The organism is Pseudoflavonifractor intestinihominis, from assembly GCF_040096055.1.
Lineage (GTDB): Bacteria > Bacillota > Clostridia > Oscillospirales > Oscillospiraceae > Pseudoflavonifractor > Pseudoflavonifractor intestinihominis.
In genome coordinates, this window is sequence record NZ_JBBMFK010000027.1 from 24,802 (window position 1) to 41,861 (window position 17,060).

General features: G+C 62.5%; 11 protein-coding genes. 7 read left to right on the forward strand and 4 right to left on the reverse strand.

What is annotated here, in order from left to right:
- Positions 1-419: 419 nt before the first annotated feature.
- The 3 genes from WMO64_RS13895 (at position 420) to WMO64_RS13905 (ending at position 6,968) form a co-directional block, all read left to right on the forward strand.
- Positions 420-3,902, forward strand: coding sequence for a S8 family serine peptidase (locus WMO64_RS13895; RefSeq protein WP_349232347.1), 3,483 nt, complete (start codon positions 420-422; stop codon positions 3,900-3,902).
- A gap of 14 nt (positions 3,903-3,916) precedes the next feature.
- Positions 3,917-5,704: an S-layer homology domain-containing protein gene (locus WMO64_RS13900; protein WP_349232348.1), complete on the forward strand. Its 1,788-nt coding sequence runs from the start codon at positions 3,917-3,919 to the stop codon at positions 5,702-5,704.
- A gap of 136 nt (positions 5,705-5,840) precedes the next feature.
- Entirely contained in the window at positions 5,841-6,968 is a 1,128-nt protein-coding gene (locus WMO64_RS13905; protein ID WP_349232349.1) for an ArsR/SmtB family transcription factor, read from the forward strand.
- Between the two features lie 105 nt (positions 6,969-7,073).
- Here WMO64_RS13905 and WMO64_RS13910 read toward each other — a convergent pair whose 3' ends face one another.
- Positions 7,074-8,633: an amidohydrolase gene (locus tag WMO64_RS13910; protein ID WP_349232350.1), complete on the reverse strand. Its 1,560-nt coding sequence runs from the start codon at positions 8,631-8,633 to the stop codon at positions 7,074-7,076.
- A 3-nt stretch (positions 8,634-8,636) separates the two neighbouring features.
- A complete protein-coding gene (locus tag WMO64_RS13915; protein ID WP_435412074.1) occupies positions 8,637-9,908 on the reverse strand; it encodes a chloride channel protein in 1,272 nt (423 codons plus the stop codon).
- A 297-nt stretch (positions 9,909-10,205) separates the two neighbouring features.
- Between WMO64_RS13915 and WMO64_RS13920 the strand changes: the two genes are divergently transcribed.
- The 4 genes from WMO64_RS13920 (at position 10,206) to WMO64_RS13935 (ending at position 15,499) form a co-directional block, all read left to right on the forward strand.
- Entirely contained in the window at positions 10,206-11,555 is a 1,350-nt protein-coding gene (locus tag WMO64_RS13920; RefSeq protein ID WP_349232352.1) for a hemolysin family protein, read from the forward strand.
- A 291-nt stretch (positions 11,556-11,846) separates the two neighbouring features.
- Positions 11,847-13,277: a pyruvate kinase gene (gene pyk / locus WMO64_RS13925; protein WP_294520979.1), complete on the forward strand. Its 1,431-nt coding sequence runs from the start codon at positions 11,847-11,849 to the stop codon at positions 13,275-13,277.
- 300 nt (positions 13,278-13,577) lie between these two features.
- The gene (locus WMO64_RS13930) at positions 13,578-13,799 is read left to right on the forward strand and encodes a hypothetical protein (protein ID WP_349232353.1); all 222 of its coding nucleotides are present in this window, start codon (positions 13,578-13,580) and stop codon (positions 13,797-13,799) included.
- A 104-nt stretch (positions 13,800-13,903) separates the two neighbouring features.
- Complete coding sequence (locus WMO64_RS13935; RefSeq protein WP_294522470.1) at positions 13,904-15,499, forward strand: MBL fold metallo-hydrolase RNA specificity domain-containing protein; 1,596 nt, start codon at positions 13,904-13,906, stop codon at positions 15,497-15,499.
- A 54-nt stretch (positions 15,500-15,553) separates the two neighbouring features.
- Here WMO64_RS13935 and WMO64_RS13940 read toward each other — a convergent pair whose 3' ends face one another.
- Together WMO64_RS13940 and WMO64_RS13945 are read right to left on the reverse strand one after the other, a co-directional pair.
- Positions 15,554-15,763, reverse strand: coding sequence for a hypothetical protein (locus tag WMO64_RS13940; protein WP_294522468.1), 210 nt, complete (start codon positions 15,761-15,763; stop codon positions 15,554-15,556).
- 101 nt (positions 15,764-15,864) lie between these two features.
- Positions 15,865-17,034, reverse strand: coding sequence for a nucleoside recognition domain-containing protein (locus WMO64_RS13945; RefSeq protein ID WP_294522465.1), 1,170 nt, complete (start codon positions 17,032-17,034; stop codon positions 15,865-15,867).
- Positions 17,035-17,060: the final 26 nt, after the last annotated feature.

The window sequence follows — 17,060 nt, forward strand, 5'->3', positions numbered from 1 at the left end:
CTCCGGAAGGTACGCCCGGTTTGCTTTATTTTCGATGTTGAAGGACAGAAAGAATCAGGGCCCCTGCAATCATTTGCGTCCTGAGAAGGAAAGAGGCGGACGGCCGGTATAACGGCGGTCCCGCCTCCGTCATGATAACATTTCGGAAAAATTGTGTCAAGGAAGGGCGGCAACACGGCCGCCTTTTTCCAAATGAACGGGTTGCGGGGCATAGAACGGGACTGACTGCGGACATAGCAAGCAGCCTGGCGGCCCCGCATCTGCGCTGTATAAATATTGAATAGAATTGAAATATCTGGGAAATTACGACTTTTTTTCTTAATTTTTTGAGAATACTTGCATTTTCTTTCAAGGTGTGATATATTTCCGTTTAAAGAAATATATATTAGCCAAATAACTAATTTTAGAGGAGAATGAACGTGAGAAGAACATGGCATGACCTTGTGCAAAAATGGGTTGCCCTGCTGCTGGCCGTTTTCATGCTGGGCGCGCCGCTGGCGCAGGCCGCAGGGCCCCGGGAGCAGAAGACGGGCGGTCAGCTCTCGGAGAGCGAGATGGATACCCTCCTGCGGGGGGCGCTGACCTCCTATAAGGAGGACGGCGACGTCCAGCCGGAGGAACAGCTCTCCCCCGACGAGATTGTCCGGGTGGTTGTGGAGCTGGAGGAGGCTCCTGCGGCAGAAGGGACGGAGGGCGACTATGACGAGGCCGTGAAGAGCCGGGAGACCCAGCTGCTGGCGGCTCAGAGCGCTGTCATTGCCCAGATCCGCGCACTGTACCCGGTGACTGTGGTTCAGCAGACGGCCTATCTCTCCAACTCGATCACCGTGGAGATCGCCCGCAAGGCCATAGAAGACATCCGCACCCTGAAGGGCGTGGCCGATGCCTACGAGATCTCCAAGCTGGAGCCGGAGATGTATACCGCCATTGATATGGCGGGCGCGACAAAGGTCTGGGAGGACTATGGGTACGACGGCAGCGGCACCCTCATCGCCATCATTGACTCGGGCGTCAACTATGAGCACCAGGACATGACCATCGACCCCGGCTGCGGGAAGTACACCCGGGAGGAGATGGAGGAGAAGATCGACCTTCTGGGCTATGGTACTTATGTCAATGACAAGATCCCCTTTGCCTACAGCTATGTCTATGGCGACAATACGATCCTGAACGATGTGAACACCCACGGCTACCACGTGGCGGGCATCGCGGCGGCCAACGCCTCGGACAGCGGTATCAACGGCGTGGCGCCCAACGCGCAGATTCTCAGCATGCAGGTCTTCGACAAGGTGGACGGCGGCTATACCGACGACATTGTCCGGGCCATTGAGGACGCGGTCAAGCTGGGCGCGGACATTGTGAACTTGAGCCTGGGCAGCGACGGCGGCTCCTCCAGCGACTGGAACTTCATCAACAGCGCCATCCGGCGGGCTTCGGCCCAGGGCGTGGTGTGCTGCGTGTCCGCGGGCAACTCCACCATGGCCACCATCTCGCCGGAGACCTACGACAACGGCGTGCCCAACGGCCCGGTCAACGACCTGGGTCTCGTGGACACGGCGATCATCGCCTCCCCCTCTTCGGCGGAGAGCGCCCTGTCGGTGGCGTCGGTCCAGAACGTGGGTACCCTGCTCTCTCAGGCCACCATGGAGACGGAGGGCGAGAGCAGAGATATGCTGTGCACCGACTTTTTCCCTGCGTATGACCTGAGCAGCCTGGGAGAGGTGCGCCTCTACGACATGGGCACGGGTGATTACACCGAATACGGCTCCTATGACGACAACTGGGAGTGGGTGAATAAGTTCACCGACGAGGAGCTGGCTGAGATGAAGGGGCAGATCGCCCTGGTCCAGCGGGGTGATATTGAGTTCACCTGGAAAATATACTACGCGGCCCTGTACGCCGGCTTTGGCGGCGTTATCATCTACGACAACAGCGATTCCGACGTGGCCCCCTACGGCGTGGGCGCCCAGGACTACAGCCAGATCCCCGCCATCATTGTCAGTGGCGCGGACGGCGCCTATCTGAAGACCCTGGCGGAGAGCGGACAGACCGTCCGGTTCACCGGCATGGAGGAGAACATTCCTGCCATCGTCACCGAGGATGTGGAGACCTCTCCCTTCTCCTCCTGGGGCCCCACCGGGAGCCTGGACCTGAAGCCGGAGATCGCGGCGCCCGGCGGCAATATCTATTCCCTGGCGGGCGGAGTGGACGGATATCAGACCATGAGCGGTACGTCCATGGCCGCTCCCTATGCCAGCGGCGCGGAGGCCCTTCTGGTGCAGGCCATCCGGGCGCGGGGCATGGAGCTGTCCGGTCAGGAACTGACGGACTTTTTGAAGCAGAACATGATGAACACCGCGGAGCCGGTGTGGGATGTGGCCCACAATGTGCCCTATTCTGTGCGGCAGCAGGGCGCCGGCCTGCTCAACATCGAGGCCGCCGTCGGCAATCTGGTCACTGTCACCTGTGACGGAGAGGCCAAGGCCGCGCTGGGCCAGGTGGGCGGCCAGACCAGCTTCGACCTCACCTTCACCAACTACGGCCAGGAGGCGGCCAGCTATACCCTGGACGCCACGCAGGTCTATCAGGACTACACAGAGCCTGAGACCAACCTCTACTATGTGCAGACCATGGACGGGGCTGCCTTCAGCTTTGATCAGGATACCGTCACTGTCCCCGCCGGCGGCACGGCCACGGTCCGGGTCACGCTGACGATCCCGGAGTCTGCGGAGACAGAGCATTTTGCAGAGGGCTACCTGAAGTTCACCAGCCAGGACGGCAAGGCTGACCTGGGCATGCCTGTCCTGGGCTTCTACGGGGACTGGAACAAGGAGCCCATCGTTGACGCCCCCTACTACAGCGAGGACAGCTTCATGCGTACCACCTTCCTGCCCGAGTACCGGCAGCAGTACTACGGCGGCTCCTACTATTACCGGGGCTATGCCGGCTATTCCACCTGCCTGGTGGGTTTGAGCGGCGGAACCCCGGACTACGCTCTGGGCGAGCAGATCGACCCCGCCACCCGCTCCATGGGGGCCAGCAGCGCGGTACGGTACATTGAGCCGGAGTACGTCTCCTTCTCCCCCAACGGGGACGGACTGCGGGACTCCATCGCGCCGTATCTGACCTTCCTGCGGAACGCGGCCACTGTGACCATGGAGATCCTGGACGCGGACGGCAATGTGATCCGCAATGCCGGCACCATGAACGAGATCCGGCGGCTGGCCTACAAGGACATGAGCGACGCCAATATGGCCCAGTTTGTGTCCGCCTCCAACTCCCTGCTGGTCTGGGACGGCACAGTGTACAATATGGCCACCGGCGAGCTGGAGCCTGTGGAGGCCGGCCAGTACACGGTCCGGATTACGACGACCACCGGCGTGGGCGACGAGGTGCAGACCGTGGAGCTGCCGGTGGAGGTGGACCTGACCAGCCCCACATTTGATTTCTGTGAGGTGGAGGAAAAGGACGGCGCCTACTACCTCCACTACAAGGCCAGCGATGAGAACGGCATCCACCATCTGGTGGCCTACGGCGTCAATGGCTCTGCCGGCGCCTGGACCGACGCGAGCTTTGACTATGACGAGAGCGACGGTTCCTTTACCGTCAAGCTGACCGGCATCCAGCAGAACGCCCTGAACCAGTGCTATATCATGGTCACGGACACTGCGGGCAACGCCGCCATGGAGGACTTTGTCTTTGCCGTGGGCGAGGTACAGGAGCCCAGCGGGGTCACTTTCACCAATCTGGACATCGACGCGCCCGTCAACTATCCCCAGTCCTCTGCGGTCCAGAGCGGCCTCTTCGAGATCTACGGCACTGCCGAAGACGGCTATGAGGTCGAAGTGGCGGCCGCAAGGCGGAGATCCTGGGCAACAACTTCACCGTATACGTCCCCCTGACCGAGGGCGACAACATGGTCACCATCGTGGTGCGCAACCCGGAGGGGGAGGAAGTGCTCCGCCGGGAGACGAACCTGTTCCTGGACACTGTGCTGCCCGCAGTGGAATTCTCCATCCCGGAGGACCTGCTCCTGGAACAGGTCAACCCCTACCGCTTTGTGACCAATCAGGACCAGAACGCGGTCATCCCCCTGACGGTAAAGGTCCTGGATACCTCTGCCGGCCGCTGCCAGTGGAGCTATCAGTACAACGTGGATGAGTCGACCACCATCACCCAGAGCGACATGTTTGACGTGGACGAGAACCAGGAGGCCACTATCGAATTCCCCCTGCTCAACGCGATGGGGCTGAGCATCACCTTCTCCATCTACGACAAGTCGGGCAACCTGACCATGGTGAGCGTGTCCCTCTACACCCAGGACTATCAGGAGAACGCCCACCTGAACTTCAGCCTTAAGGAGACCAACTTCGGCGCCTATAACATTGTCAACCGGGAGCTGGAGGACGACACCATTGTTCTGACCGGCTATGCCAGCCACCCGGTGGACCTTATGTGGGGCGAGACGAAGGTGGAGCTGGAGCCGGGCACCGGAAAATTCCAGATCCCGGTGGTTCTGAAAGAGGGACTCAACACCTTCCACCTCTACGCAGTGGACAACGGGGTGGTCGTGTACGACAGCTACGTCAAATTCCAGTACCAGTACAACGCGCCCAACCTGACCCTGGAGGTAAAGCCCAGTCAGGCGGACGGGAAGATCTATACCAATGAGACGGAATTCCCCATTCACGGCATTTTCAGCGATGTGACGGACAGCTTTACCGTATACGTCAACGACCAGATCATCTTCGCCTCGGACAATGTCCAGACCCCGGTAGAGGGCAGCCAGGCGGAGCGCACCTTTGACCACACCGTGACGCTCCAGGAGGGCGAGAACATCATCTGGGTGGAGGTCTATAACGTGCAGAACATCTGCACGGAGCTGTACCTCCATGTTGTCTGCGATAAGGAGGCGCCGGTCCTGACAGACCTCTTCTGCACGCCCTACAGCATCAGCGCCGCTACGGACGCCACGGATGTGGACCACATGGAGTACAGCTATGACGGGGAGAACTTCCAGCCCTATACGGACGGTGCGTACCTGTGGCCGGGCAAGACCATCTATGTGCGCGTGGTGGACTGGGCCGGCAACGCCAGCAACGTGTGCGTCACAGACGTGCCGGAGATGGTGATCTCCGTGCCCACGGGTACGGGCAGCCGGCCGGAGCAGGAGGAGACGAATTTCGCGGATGTGGATTCCGGCGCCTACTATGCCGACGCGGTGAAGTGGGCGGTGGAGCACGACGTGACCCAGGGCACCTCTGCCACCACCTTCAGCCCCGACGCCAACTGCACCAGAGCTGAGACGGTGACCCTTCTGTGGCGCGCCATGGGCAGCCCGGAACCCACCTCTCAGGTCAATCCTTTCCAGGACGTGGAAGCCGGCCAGTATTATTACACCGCACTCCTCTGGGCAGTGGAGAATGGGATCACTACCGGCACCACGGCCACCACCTTCAGCCCGGACAACCCTGTGACCCGGGGCGAATTCGTCACGTTCCTGTATCGTGCGATGGGTTCCGGCGTTTCCGGCGCGGAGAATCCGTTCCAGGATGTCAGCGCCGGTGCCTACTACGCCCTTCCCGTTGCGTGGGCCGTGGAAAACCAGATCACCAAGGGCAGCAGCGCTACCACCTTCAGCCCTGAGCTGCTGTGTACCAGAGCTCAAACGGTGACCTTCCTGTACCGCGCCATGGCTGACTGACCTGCACATCCCTGTAGAGCGGAAGCGGTTCGATTATCCCGGCTCCGCTCTGCAGGGATGCTTTTATCGGTTGATTTTTTGAAGAGAAGAAGTATAATTGTATCAAAACCACCAGATTTAGTGGGGAATGAATACTATGAATGTTGTGATTCAGCGTACGCCGAATATCACGGGCGAGGTCATCCAGATGCTGACCCAGTATGTGGGCGGCGTCTCCATGGAGACGATGGCGGGAAAGATATGGGAGAAATACGGCGCCGAGTTTTCCGAGTCGGAGGGAGACGCCTTCCGCCGCCAGCTGGCCGTCTTCCGTGAGGTGGTGGAGCGCTGTGTGGACCAGCAGATGGCCGAGACGGCGCCGGATCAGGCGCTGCTGCAGTTCTATTTTCGCTCCTACGCCTCTGAGCCGGCGGGGGAATCCATCAATCTGGCCCAGAGCATGGTGCTGACGTTTCTGAATATCGGCATCCATGATTTTGACGCTCAGTTCCGGTACGTCGCAAAGGCGTTCCGGCAGCGGGGCCAGTCCTACATCCCCCAGGAGCTGTGCAGCGGCGGCATGGGGATCGAGGACCTGGAGAGCTACCTGAGCAAGCCTCTGGTGCAGCAGCTCCAGGAGCTGCCATATCCGCCGGAATTCAAGTGGAACCTGAACCTGGTGCTGCTGGACTTTGATCGGTACCTGGGGCAGCTGGAAGAGCTTCTTCGGCCCTTTGCAGCTGCGTTGGAGCGGGAACTGCGGCTGTTTGAGCCGGCGCTGGCACAGTTTGAGGCCCGTTGGAACGGCTATTTCGCCAGCCACACCACAGAGGAATTTGCCGGGCAGTTCCTGAACGTGGACCAGTCCTATGGTCAGGCGGACACCGCCTATGTGATCCCCTGGATCTTCGGCGGAAATATCGTGGGCATCGACACGGATGACGAAGGCCATGTCTATGCCCATGTGGGGATTCTGATCCAGCCTTTTTTCCGGGCTGCTAGGGCACCCGCCAGTTTGGATCAGATCTGTCCCAAGCTGCGGGCCCTGGGGGACGAGAGCAAATTTGAGATCTTGCAGTATATCGCGGACAAAAAGGCGTACGGTATTGAGCTGGCCAACGAGCTGGGCCTGACCACAGCCACCATCTCCAAGCACATGAGCGCCCTGCGCAGCTACGGCCTCATCAACGCGGAGAAAAAGGACAACAACCGGGTCTATTTCTCCATCAACCGCACCGCAATCGTGGATTTGCTGGACGACATCCGGAGCTGCCTTATCCGGTGATGGATAGCTGAAAAACACATAAAATGGGAAAATCCCCCGGATTTCTTTCAATATCAGTAAGAAATCCGGGGGATTTTGTGAGTCGGAGATTTTGTGGGGGCGGCGTCACGCCTGCCAGACCGTTTTGCCCCCGTGGATGGTCTCCAGCACCCGGATGGACCGGATGTCCATGGGGTCCACCGCAGTGGGGGCGGCGGAGAGAACGATGAGGTCGGCCTGCTTGCCGGGCGTGATGGAGCCCAGGGAGTCCTCGCGGAAATACTGGTAAGCGGCGTGGATGGTGACCGCCCGGAGAGCGGCCATGGGGGAGACCTTCAGAGCCGGACCCAGCGTTTTTCCCTCCCGGGTCAGGCGGTTGACAGCGCACCATACCGTCTCCAGCATGTCGGGCTGGATGACCGGCGTATCCTGGTGGAGGGTGAAGGGGATGCCCAACTCCTCCGCCCAGCCCAGGGGGCTGATGGAGGCGGCCCGGTCGGGACCGAAGTTCTCGGCGTGGACGTCCCCCCAGTACCACAGGTGGGCGGCGAAGAAGGAGGGGATGATGCCCAACTCCTTCATCTCCGCCAGCTGCTCCCGGCGGACCAGTTGGGCGTGGATCATCACCGGCCGGATGTCCGCCACAGAGCGGCCGGTCTCCTCCTGGGCGGCCCGGCAGCAGCGGATATACTGCGCCGCCGCCGCGTCCCCGTTGCAGTGGGCCAGCAGCTGCTTGCCCTGAGTGAGGGCGGTGCGGACAAAGCCGGTGACCTCCTCGTCGGTGTAGATGGGGTAGCCACAGTAGCCGGGCTGGTCAGGGCCGTTGGAGGCGTAAGGCTCCAGCATCCAGGCGGTCCTGCCCTGGGGGGAGCCGTCCAGAAAGATCTTGTACCCGCCGATGTGGGGTCGGTCAATCAGCTCCGGGGTGTTTTTCAGGTCGGCGTACCCCACCGCCTCGGTCTTTAAATGGGCGGCGGACAGCAGGGTATACCGGCCGGTGTCGGTGAGGCCGTCCTGGATGAGGGTGATGCCGTGGGAGAGGTAGATCTCCTCCGCCCGCTCCACGTTGCGGGCGGCCTGCTCCGGCGAGGGGCCGGGCATGGCGGAGGCCAGGCGGATGAAGGCGTTTTCCTCCAGGTAGCCGCTGGGGGTGCGGCCATCGGCCTCCCGGCCGATCTTTCCACCCTCCGGGTCCGGGGTGTGGGCGGTGATGTTCAGCAGCTTCAGGGCGGCGGAGTTGACCGCTCCCATGTGTCCCGAGGCGTTGGAGACGAGCACCGGCGTCTCAGGGAAGGCGTCGTCCAGGGTGTGCCGGTCGGGCTGGGCCCGCTCCGAGAGCACGTTGTGGTCGTACCCGAAGCCGATGAGCCACTGGTCCGGGGCCATGTGCCGCTCCTTCTGAAAGGCCAGCAGCAGCCGTGCCATGTCCCCGAAGGAGGAGGCGCTGCCCAGGGGGCACAGATCCAGGGTGGAGGCCAGAGCGGTCAGGTGGCTGTGGGGGTCCAGAAAGGCGGGCATCAGGGTGCGGCCTTTCAGGTCCCGCCGCCGCGCATCAGAGGCCAGGGCCTCCAGCTCTGCCAGCGTCCCCACGGCCCGGATGACGCCGCCCCCCGTCAGCACCGCCTGAGGCGCCGGGCCGTCCTCCATGGTGAGGATGGTCCCGTTGTAAAAGAGGGTCTGTTCCATGGTTCATTCCGCCTTTTTATCAATAAATTCCGGTCTGAACTTAGAATACACGATTTTTTGTTCGCTATACAGGCCATAATAGCCGGAGAGCATATAGGATACGGCGCAGGCCACGGCGAAGAGGGGCAGGCCCTGGCCGCCGAAGAGCTCATAGGCCAGGAACAGGGAGGTCATGGGGCAGTTGGTGACGCCGCAGAACACGGCCGTCATGCCCAGCGCCGCGCCGAAGGAGGCGGGCAGGCCCAGCAGGGGGGCGGCCACGCAGCCGAAGGTGGCGCCGGTGAAGAACACGGGCACGATCTCGCCGCCTTTGAAGCCGGCCCCCAGGGTGACGGCGGTGAACAGAATTTTCAGAAGGAAGGCCTCGGGCCTGGCCTGGCCGCCGATGGCCTGGGCGATGAGCCCGGCGCCGGCGCCGTTGTAGTCGTAGGTGCCGGGGTTCCACAGCCACACCAGGTAGGTCAGGGCGATGACCAGGGCGCCGCCCACCGCCGCCCGGAGAACGGGCTGGGGGATGAGCTTGTTGTACAGCTTGGGGGCCACGTGCATGACCCGGCAGAACAGGATGGACAGCAGGGCGAAGAGGATGCCCATGCCCACGCACTGGAGGGCGGTGACCACGTTGAGGGCGGGCACGCCGGTGAGGGTGTAAACTGTGGGGGGCACGCCGAAGAAGGAGGCCACCCCCATGCCCACCAGGGAGGAGACGGTGCAGGGGACAATGGCGGCGTAGTACATGACGCCCACGCTCACCACCTCCATGGAGAACACACCGGCGGCCAGGGGGGTGCCGAAGAGGGCGGAGAAGGCGGCGGACATGCCGCACATGGTGATGACCCGGCTGTCCTTGTCGTCCAGACCCATCCACCGGCCGATTTTGGAGGAGATAGAGCCGCCCAGCTGGAGGGCCGCGCCCTCACGGCCGGAGGAGCCGCCCACCAGGTGGGTGATGACAGTGGCGGCGAAGATGAGGGGCGCGGTGCGCAGGCGGAGGGGCTCATTTTCCCGCACGGCCACCAGCACGAAGTTGGTGCCCCGGTCCTTCTCCATGCCGCACCAGTGGTAGAGCAGGACGATGAGCGCACCGCCCGCAGGCAGCAGCCAGAGAATCCAGGGGTATTCCCCCCTCAGCTCGGCGGCGGCGTCGATGGCGAAGTGGAACAGCGTGCCCACGCCGCCGCAGATCAGGCCGATGACGCAGGAGAACACCAGCCACTTTACAAAAATCGCAGGCTGCCTGGCCCAGCTGGGCAGGCGATCCCGGAGCATACTCACAGGGCATCCCTCACTTGAAAAGAAAATGACCGAAATCCATAAAAACAGGCCAAAACGGCGGGATTTATGACTCCGGGAGGCTGATGCGCTCCGGACAGGCCGGGCGGCAGCCGATTCAGCAGACATCATTATAACATGGGGCAGGCCAATGCGCACCCATTTTGACGAAGAAGAGTGCAGAAAATTAAAAGTGTAAGATTTTTGCAAAAAGTAGTGAATTTCCACTACGGTTGTGATATAATTCTGCGACAAAGGCGGAGACGTCGAACTGTCTGAAAATTGTTAGGAGGAATTTCCGTGTTATCGGACCCTATATGGCCCCAATTGCTGCTGCAGCTGATCCTGATTTTGGTCAACGCGTATTTTGCCGCCACAGAGATCGCGGTCATTTCACTCAATGAAAACGTCCTGCGCCGGGAGGCGGAGGAGGGGGACAAGAAGGCGGCCAAGCTGCTGAAGATCGTGGAGGCCCCCACCCGCTTCCTGTCCACCATCCAGATCGGCATCACCCTGGCCGGATTCCTGGGCTCGGCCTTCGCGGCGGACAACTTCGCCGGCCGCATCCGGGACTGGGCGGTGCTGAAGTGGCAGCTGGACGCCCCGGCGGCGGCGGCCGTGAACACCCTGGCGGTCATCCTGATCACCATCATCCTCTCCTTCTTCACCCTGGTGCTGGGCGAGCTGGTGCCCAAGCGGGTGGCCATGCAGAAGACGGAGGAGGTGGCCCGGTTCACCTGCGGCGTGGTGTCCTTCCTGTCGGCGGTGATGCGTCCCCTCATCTGGCTGCTCACCGTGTCCACCAACGGGGTGCTGCGCCTGCTACATATCGACCCCAACGCCGAGAAGGACCAGGTCTCCGAGGAGGAGATCCGCATGATGATGGACATCGGCGAGGAGAAGGGGGCCATTGAGTCGGGCGAGAAGGAGATGATCGACAACATCTTCGAGTTCAACAACATGACCGCCGAGGAGGTCATGATCCACCGCACCGACGTGGTGATGCTCTGGGCCCAGGACACGGACGAGGAGATCATCCGCACCATCCGGGAGACCGGTCTGACCCGGTTCCCGGTCTACGAGGAGGACGCCGACGACGTGATCGGCATCCTGAACACCCGCACCTACCTGCTCAACGCCCGTGAGGCCCAGCCCAAGTCCCTGCGGGACCTGCTGACGCCCGCCTACTTTGTGCCCGAGTCGGTGCGCACCGACGCCCTGTTTCGGGACATGCAGGCCAAGAAGATCCACATGGCCATTGTGGTGGACGAGTACGGCGGCACCAGCGGCATCATCACCATGGAGGACCTGCTGGAGGAGATCGTGGGCAATATCTACGACGAGTTCGACCCTCAGGACGAGCAGGAGATCATCCCTCTGGGGGACAACCTGTGGCGTATTGCCGGCTCCGCCGACCTGGAGGAGGTGGCCGAGGCACTGGACGTGGAACTGCCCGAGGACGAGGAGTACGACACCCTGGGCGGCCTGGTGTTCGCCCAGCTGGCGGTCATCCCGGAGGACGGCAGCCACCCCGAGGTGGACGTGTGCGGCCTCCACATCCGGGTGGAGGAGTTGACCGACCGCCGGGTGGAGTGGGCCACCGTGTCCAAGCTGGAGCCCGACCCGCAGGACGGGGAGAAGGCAGAATAAAAAAGTGAGAGCGCCATGCCGGTCGTGCATGGCGCTCTTTTGCACAGCAGAGCATTGACACAATATTCAGGCGAAGCGAAAACGGGATAAGGAACCGCTTAACCTGGGATATGAAACAGGTAAACGGGAAATTGCTGGAAGCAGTATGGATAAAATGACGATTAAGGAAAATGTTAAATCTTTTTGGATTGTATCGATTACCCCTTTTCAAATGAGCGCCTTTGTAGTATGATTATCCCGCAAAGATATTAAAACCTCAAATACAACCACCGATATGGAGGTATGTCAGCCATGTCCGATATGAGAAAGACAAAGATTATCTGCACGCTGGGTCCCGCCGTGGATAACGAGGAAATGATCCGTAAGCTGATCCTTGCCGGCATGAACGCCGCTCGCTTCAACTTCTCCCACGGCACTCACGAGAGCCACCTGGCTCAGCTGACCAAGCTCAAGCGGGTGCGCGACGAGCTGGGCATCCCCGTGGCCGCCATCCTGGACACCAAGGGCCCCGAGATCCGCATCAAGACCTTCAAGGACGGCCGCATCGAGCTGAAGAAGGATGACATCTTCACCCTGACCACCGCCGAGTGCGAGGGCGACGCCAGCCGTGTGTCCGTTACCTACACGAACCTGCACAAGGAGGTCGCCCCCGGCAACCACATCCTGGTGGACGACGGCCTGATCGACCTGCTGGTGCAGGAGATCAAGGGCCAGGAGATCGTCTGCGTGGTGGAGAACGGTGGCCCCCTGTCCAACAATAAGTCCATCAACATCCCCGATGTGCACATCCTGCTGCCCTCCCTCACCGAGAAGGACAAGGATGACCTGAAGTTCGCCGCTGAGAACGACTTTGACTTCATCGCCGCCTCCTTCGTCCGCAAGGCCAGCGACGTGGAGGACATCCGCGCCGAGCTGTGCAAGCACGAGGGCGGCAAGAACATCCGCATCATCGCCAAGATCGAGAACCGCGAGGGCGTGGACAATCTGGACGAGATCATCGCCGCCGCCGACGGCATCATGGTTGCCCGCGGCGACCTGGGCGTGGAGATTCCCGCTCAGGAGGTGCCCATCCTCCAGAAGAAGATGATCAAGGCCACCACCATGGCCGGCAAGCCCGTCATCACCGCCACCCAGATGCTGGATTCCATGATCCGCAACCCCCGTCCCACCCGTGCCGAGGTGTCCGACGTGGCCAACGCCGTGTTCGACGGCACCTCCTGCGTGATGCTCTCCGGCGAGACCGCCTCCGGCAAGTACCCCATCGAGGCCGTCGAGGCCATGGTGTCCACCGTGAAGGCCGCCGAGTCCGCCATCAACTACTGGGGCCGCTTCCGTGAGCACAGCATCCAGCCCGGCATGTCCACCATCAACGACGCCATCACCCACACCTGCTGCATGACCGCCATGGACCTGAATGCCGCCGCCATCCTGGCGCCCACCGAGTCCGGCTACACCGCCAAGGTCATCTCCCGGTTCCGTCCCGCCTGCCCCATCGTGGCTGTGTGCCAGAGCGAGAAGGTCCGCCGCCAGCTGGCCATTTCCTGGGGCGTCCACTCCTACCTGACCGGCTTTGTGGATTCCACTGACCGCCTGTTCTCCATGAGCGTGGAAGTGGCCCGCAAGGAGGGCGCTGTGAAGAGCGGCGATACCGTGGTCATCACCGCCGGCGTGCCCATCGGCAAGAGCGGCACCACCAACCTGATCAAGGCTCAGGTGGTGTAAAAGAACACCAATCCGAAGAGCGGGGGAGACTTTCCCCCGCTCTTGCCGATTCCAAGGCTTTGCCTGAGGCAAAGCCTTGATGCGGGGCGGATTCACTCCGCCCCAGCAGATCAAAGACAGGGTTCCCGCGGAACGGGTTCCGTGGGACAAGAGCGGCACCACCAACCTGATCAAGGCTCAGGTGGTGTAAAAGAACACCAATCCGAAGAGCGGGGGAGCGGATCCCCCGCTCTTTTCGTGTTCCAGGGGTTCTTCCGGGCCGGAGGCGCATAGAATGGGGAGAAGAAAGGCGGGATACCCATGGAAAACCCCATTCTGCGCCGTCTCCGGGAGGGGCAGGGCGTGGATCGCCCCGACCCGGTGTGGCTGCTCACCCTGCTGACCGCCCAGCCGCTGGACACCTACAGCCTGGAGGACTGGAACGAGGCCCTGTCTCTTGCGGCGGGGCGGCGGATTTTCTGCCCGTCCTACCGGACGCTCTCCGCCTATGTCCAGCGCCTGGCGGTGGACAGCCTCCGGTGAGGGGGAAAACGGGGAAATTCTACACGCTGAGCATCACCTCCTGATTGCATTTCCCAAGTGGGGAAGGTACAATGAACTCAGAAGCAAAAAAGGAGGTGCCTGGTATGAAACTGACCTTTTTCGGCGCAGCCAAAGCGGTCACCGGCAGCTGTCACTGTGTGGAGTGCGGCGGGAAGCGGATCCTGGTGGACTGCGGACTCCAGCAGGGGCGGGATGAGCAGGACAACAGCAGGCTGGACTTTACGCCCGGGTATATCGACGCCGTTGTGGTGACCCACGCCCACATCGACCACTCCGGCCGTCTGCCCCTGCTGGTAAAGCAGGGCTTTGACGGCCCCATCTACTGCACCCGGCTCACCGCCCAGCTGCTGTCCATCATGCTGCAGGACTCGGCCCACATTCAGGAGAGCGACGCCCAGTGGGAGAACCAGAAGGGCAAGCGCGCCGGCCGGCCGCCGGTGGAGCCGCTGTACACCGTGGAAGACGCGGAGCTGACGTTGAAGCAGCTGGTCTCCTGCGAGTACGGCCAGGAGCTGGAGATCCTCCCCGGCATTGCCCGCCTCCGGTTCACCGACGCCGGGCACCTGCTGGGCTCGGCCAGCGCGGAGATCTGGCTGACCGAGGAGGGACAGACCCGGAAGATCGTCTTCTCCGGCGACATCGGCAACCACGACCAGCCCATCATCCGGGACCCCCAGTACATCCAGGAGGCGGACTACGTCCTCACCGAGAGCACCTACGGCGACCGGCTCCACCAGGGCAGGGGGGAGTACAAGGAGGAGCTGGCGGCCATCATCGACCGCACCCTGGGCCGGGGCGGCAACGTGGTGATCCCCTCCTTTGCGGTGGGCCGCACCCAGGAGCTGCTCTACTTTATCCGGGAGATCAAGGAGGAGAACCTGACCCCCAACGCCCCCAACTTCCAGGTCTGCGTGGACTCCCCCCTGGCCCGTGAGGCCACCCGTATCTTCTCCGGCGACCTCCACGGCTATCTGGACGAGGAGGCCCTGGAGGTGGTGCGGGACGGCGAGGCCCTGTTTACCTTCCCCGGCCTGACCCTGGTGGAGAGCAGCGAGGAGTCCAAGGCCCTGAACGCGGACAAGACCCCCAAGGTCATCATCTCCGCCTCGGGCATGTGCGACGCCGGCCGTATCCGCCACCATCTGAAGCACAACCTGTGGCGCAGGGAGTGCACGGTGGTCTTTGTGGGCTTCCAGGCCGAGGGCAGCCTGGGCCGCCGCCTGCTGGAGGGTGTCAAGGAGGTCAAGCTCTTCGGCGAGACCATCGCCGTCAACGCGGATATCACCCAGTGCCACGGCCTGTCCTCCCACGCCGACCGCAACGGCCTGCTGGCCTGGATCAACTACTACAACCCCAGGCCCAAGGAGGTCTTTGTGGTCCACGGCGACGCGGCGGTCACCGAGATCTACGCCAACACCCTGCGGGAGCAGGGCTTCTCCGCCCACGCCCCCGAGTATGAGGAGGTCTACGACCTGCTCGCCGGCAAGGTGCTGGCGGCGGGCATCCCCCAGCCCAGGAAGGCCGCGCCTCAGGACGCCGGCTCTCCCGCCTACCGCCGCCTGGAGGAGGCGGGCGAGAAGCTCATGGAGGCCATCCGACACAACAAGGGCGGCACCAACAAGGACCTGGCCAAGTTCGCCGATCAGATCCGCGCCCTGGTGGAGAAGTGGGAGCGCTGATAAAAAGACAAAAAGGAGGCCGGAGCATCTGCTCCGGCCTCCTTTTCCGTAAGATCACAGTGTGAAGTCCTCGTCCTTGAGCTTGCTGAAGTCGGGGGCCACCGGTCTGGGCGGCACCCGCTTGAAGGGGTCGTACTGAAAGGCACGGCAGTGGCCCCCGGGGGACACCACCCCTTTTTTGGCGCACAGCAGGCTATCGTCGTCCAGCGGCGCGGAGCGGGTGCAGTAGGCGCAGCGGGGCTCAATGGATTTTTGAAACAGCATGGCAGTTCCCTCCGGAAGGCGATTCTTTTCTTGTATAACAGTATACCGCATCGGGGCGGGATTTTCCACAAAAACAGGGAAGAAGGGGAAAAAAGAGGGATTCAGGCCCGACGGCAGCGGCGGATGGCGGCGGCAGCGGCGGCGAAGAAGAGAAGCCACACCACCCAGGCGGACACGGTGGAGATGACCAGCGCGGTGCGGAAGTCCAGCGCGGCGATGGAGGCCACCTGGTCGGCCAGGTATGCGGCGGCGGGGGCCTCGAAGGAGAAGAGGCGGGACAGCGCCGCCACAAACAGGGCGGACAGTCCGCCGTGGAGCAGTTTTCCCACCAGATAGGTCCGCACGCTCAGGCCGCTGCCGCCGATAAAGGACAGCACCTGGCAGTGGACGGACACCCCGGCCCAGCCCAGCATGAAGGCGGCCATGGACAGCCGTCCCGCCAGGGCCCCGGAGCCGGACAGGGTCCACACGCCGGAGGAGATCTCCAGAAAGCCGGTGAGCAGCCGCTCCGCCCACTCCTGGGAGAAGCCCAGGGGGGACAGCAGGGTCCCCAGGGCCCAGGCCAGGCCGGAGAGAATCCCGGACAGAAAGAGCAACTTGATGACCACGGTGAAGAACACCACAAAGGCGCAGATGTTGAGGGTGGAGAGAAAGGAGTTCTTGATGGACCCGGTGAAGGCGGCGGTAAAGCGCTGGGCCTGGAACCGGGGCGCAGGGCGCGCGCTGTCCCGTTTGGCGCCGCCCGCCTTGTAGAAGCGGAAGAGGATGCCCACACACACCGACGCGGCGGCGTGGGCCAGGTAGAGCAGCAGGCCCACCCGGCTGCTGCCGAACACCCCCGCCCCCACCACGCCCAGGATGAAGGCGGGGCCGGAGTTGTTGCAGAAGGAGAGCAGCCGCTCCGCCTCGGTGCGGGTGCACATGCCCTTTTCATAGAGGCTGATAGCGGTCTTGGCGCCCACGGGGTAGCCGCCGATAAAGCCCAGGGCAAAGGCGGAGGCGCAGGCGCCGCTGACGTTGAACAGGGGGCGCATGACCTTTTCCAGCGCCCGGCCCAGGTAGCCCGCCAGCCCCAGCTCCACCACCAGGGAGGACAGGACGAAGAAGGGGAACAGGGAGGGGATGATCACATTGTAGCACAGCTTCAGCCCGTCCCTGGCCGCCGACATGGCCTCCTGGGGATAGAACATGAGCCCCAGGGTGGCGCACAGCAGGGCCAGCCCCAGAATGGCGTCCCGCACCCACTGTCTGGCCAGCAGTTTGGATATCATGCTCCCACCTCCCGTCCAGACAGGAT

Excerpts from the sequence above, each read along its gene's own strand:
- pyk (WP_294520979.1), top strand. The coding sequence starts at position 11,847 with ATGTCCGATATGAGAAAGACAAAGATTATCTGCACGCTGGGTCCCGCC.
- WMO64_RS13910 (WP_349232350.1), bottom strand. The coding sequence starts at position 8,633 with ATGGAACAGACCCTCTTTTACAACGGGACCATCCTCACCATGGAGGAC.
- WMO64_RS13935 (WP_294522470.1), top strand. The coding sequence starts at position 13,904 with ATGAAACTGACCTTTTTCGGCGCAGCCAAAGCGGTCACCGGCAGCTGT.
- WMO64_RS13900 (WP_349232348.1), top strand. The coding sequence starts at position 3,917 with ATGGTCACCATCGTGGTGCGCAACCCGGAGGGGGAGGAAGTGCTCCGC.
- WMO64_RS13905 (WP_349232349.1), top strand. The coding sequence starts at position 5,841 with ATGAATGTTGTGATTCAGCGTACGCCGAATATCACGGGCGAGGTCATC.
- WMO64_RS13945 (WP_294522465.1), bottom strand. The coding sequence starts at position 17,034 with ATGATATCCAAACTGCTGGCCAGACAGTGGGTGCGGGACGCCATTCTG.
- WMO64_RS13930 (WP_349232353.1), top strand. The coding sequence starts at position 13,578 with ATGGAAAACCCCATTCTGCGCCGTCTCCGGGAGGGGCAGGGCGTGGAT.
- WMO64_RS13940 (WP_294522468.1), bottom strand. The coding sequence starts at position 15,763 with ATGCTGTTTCAAAAATCCATTGAGCCCCGCTGCGCCTACTGCACCCGC.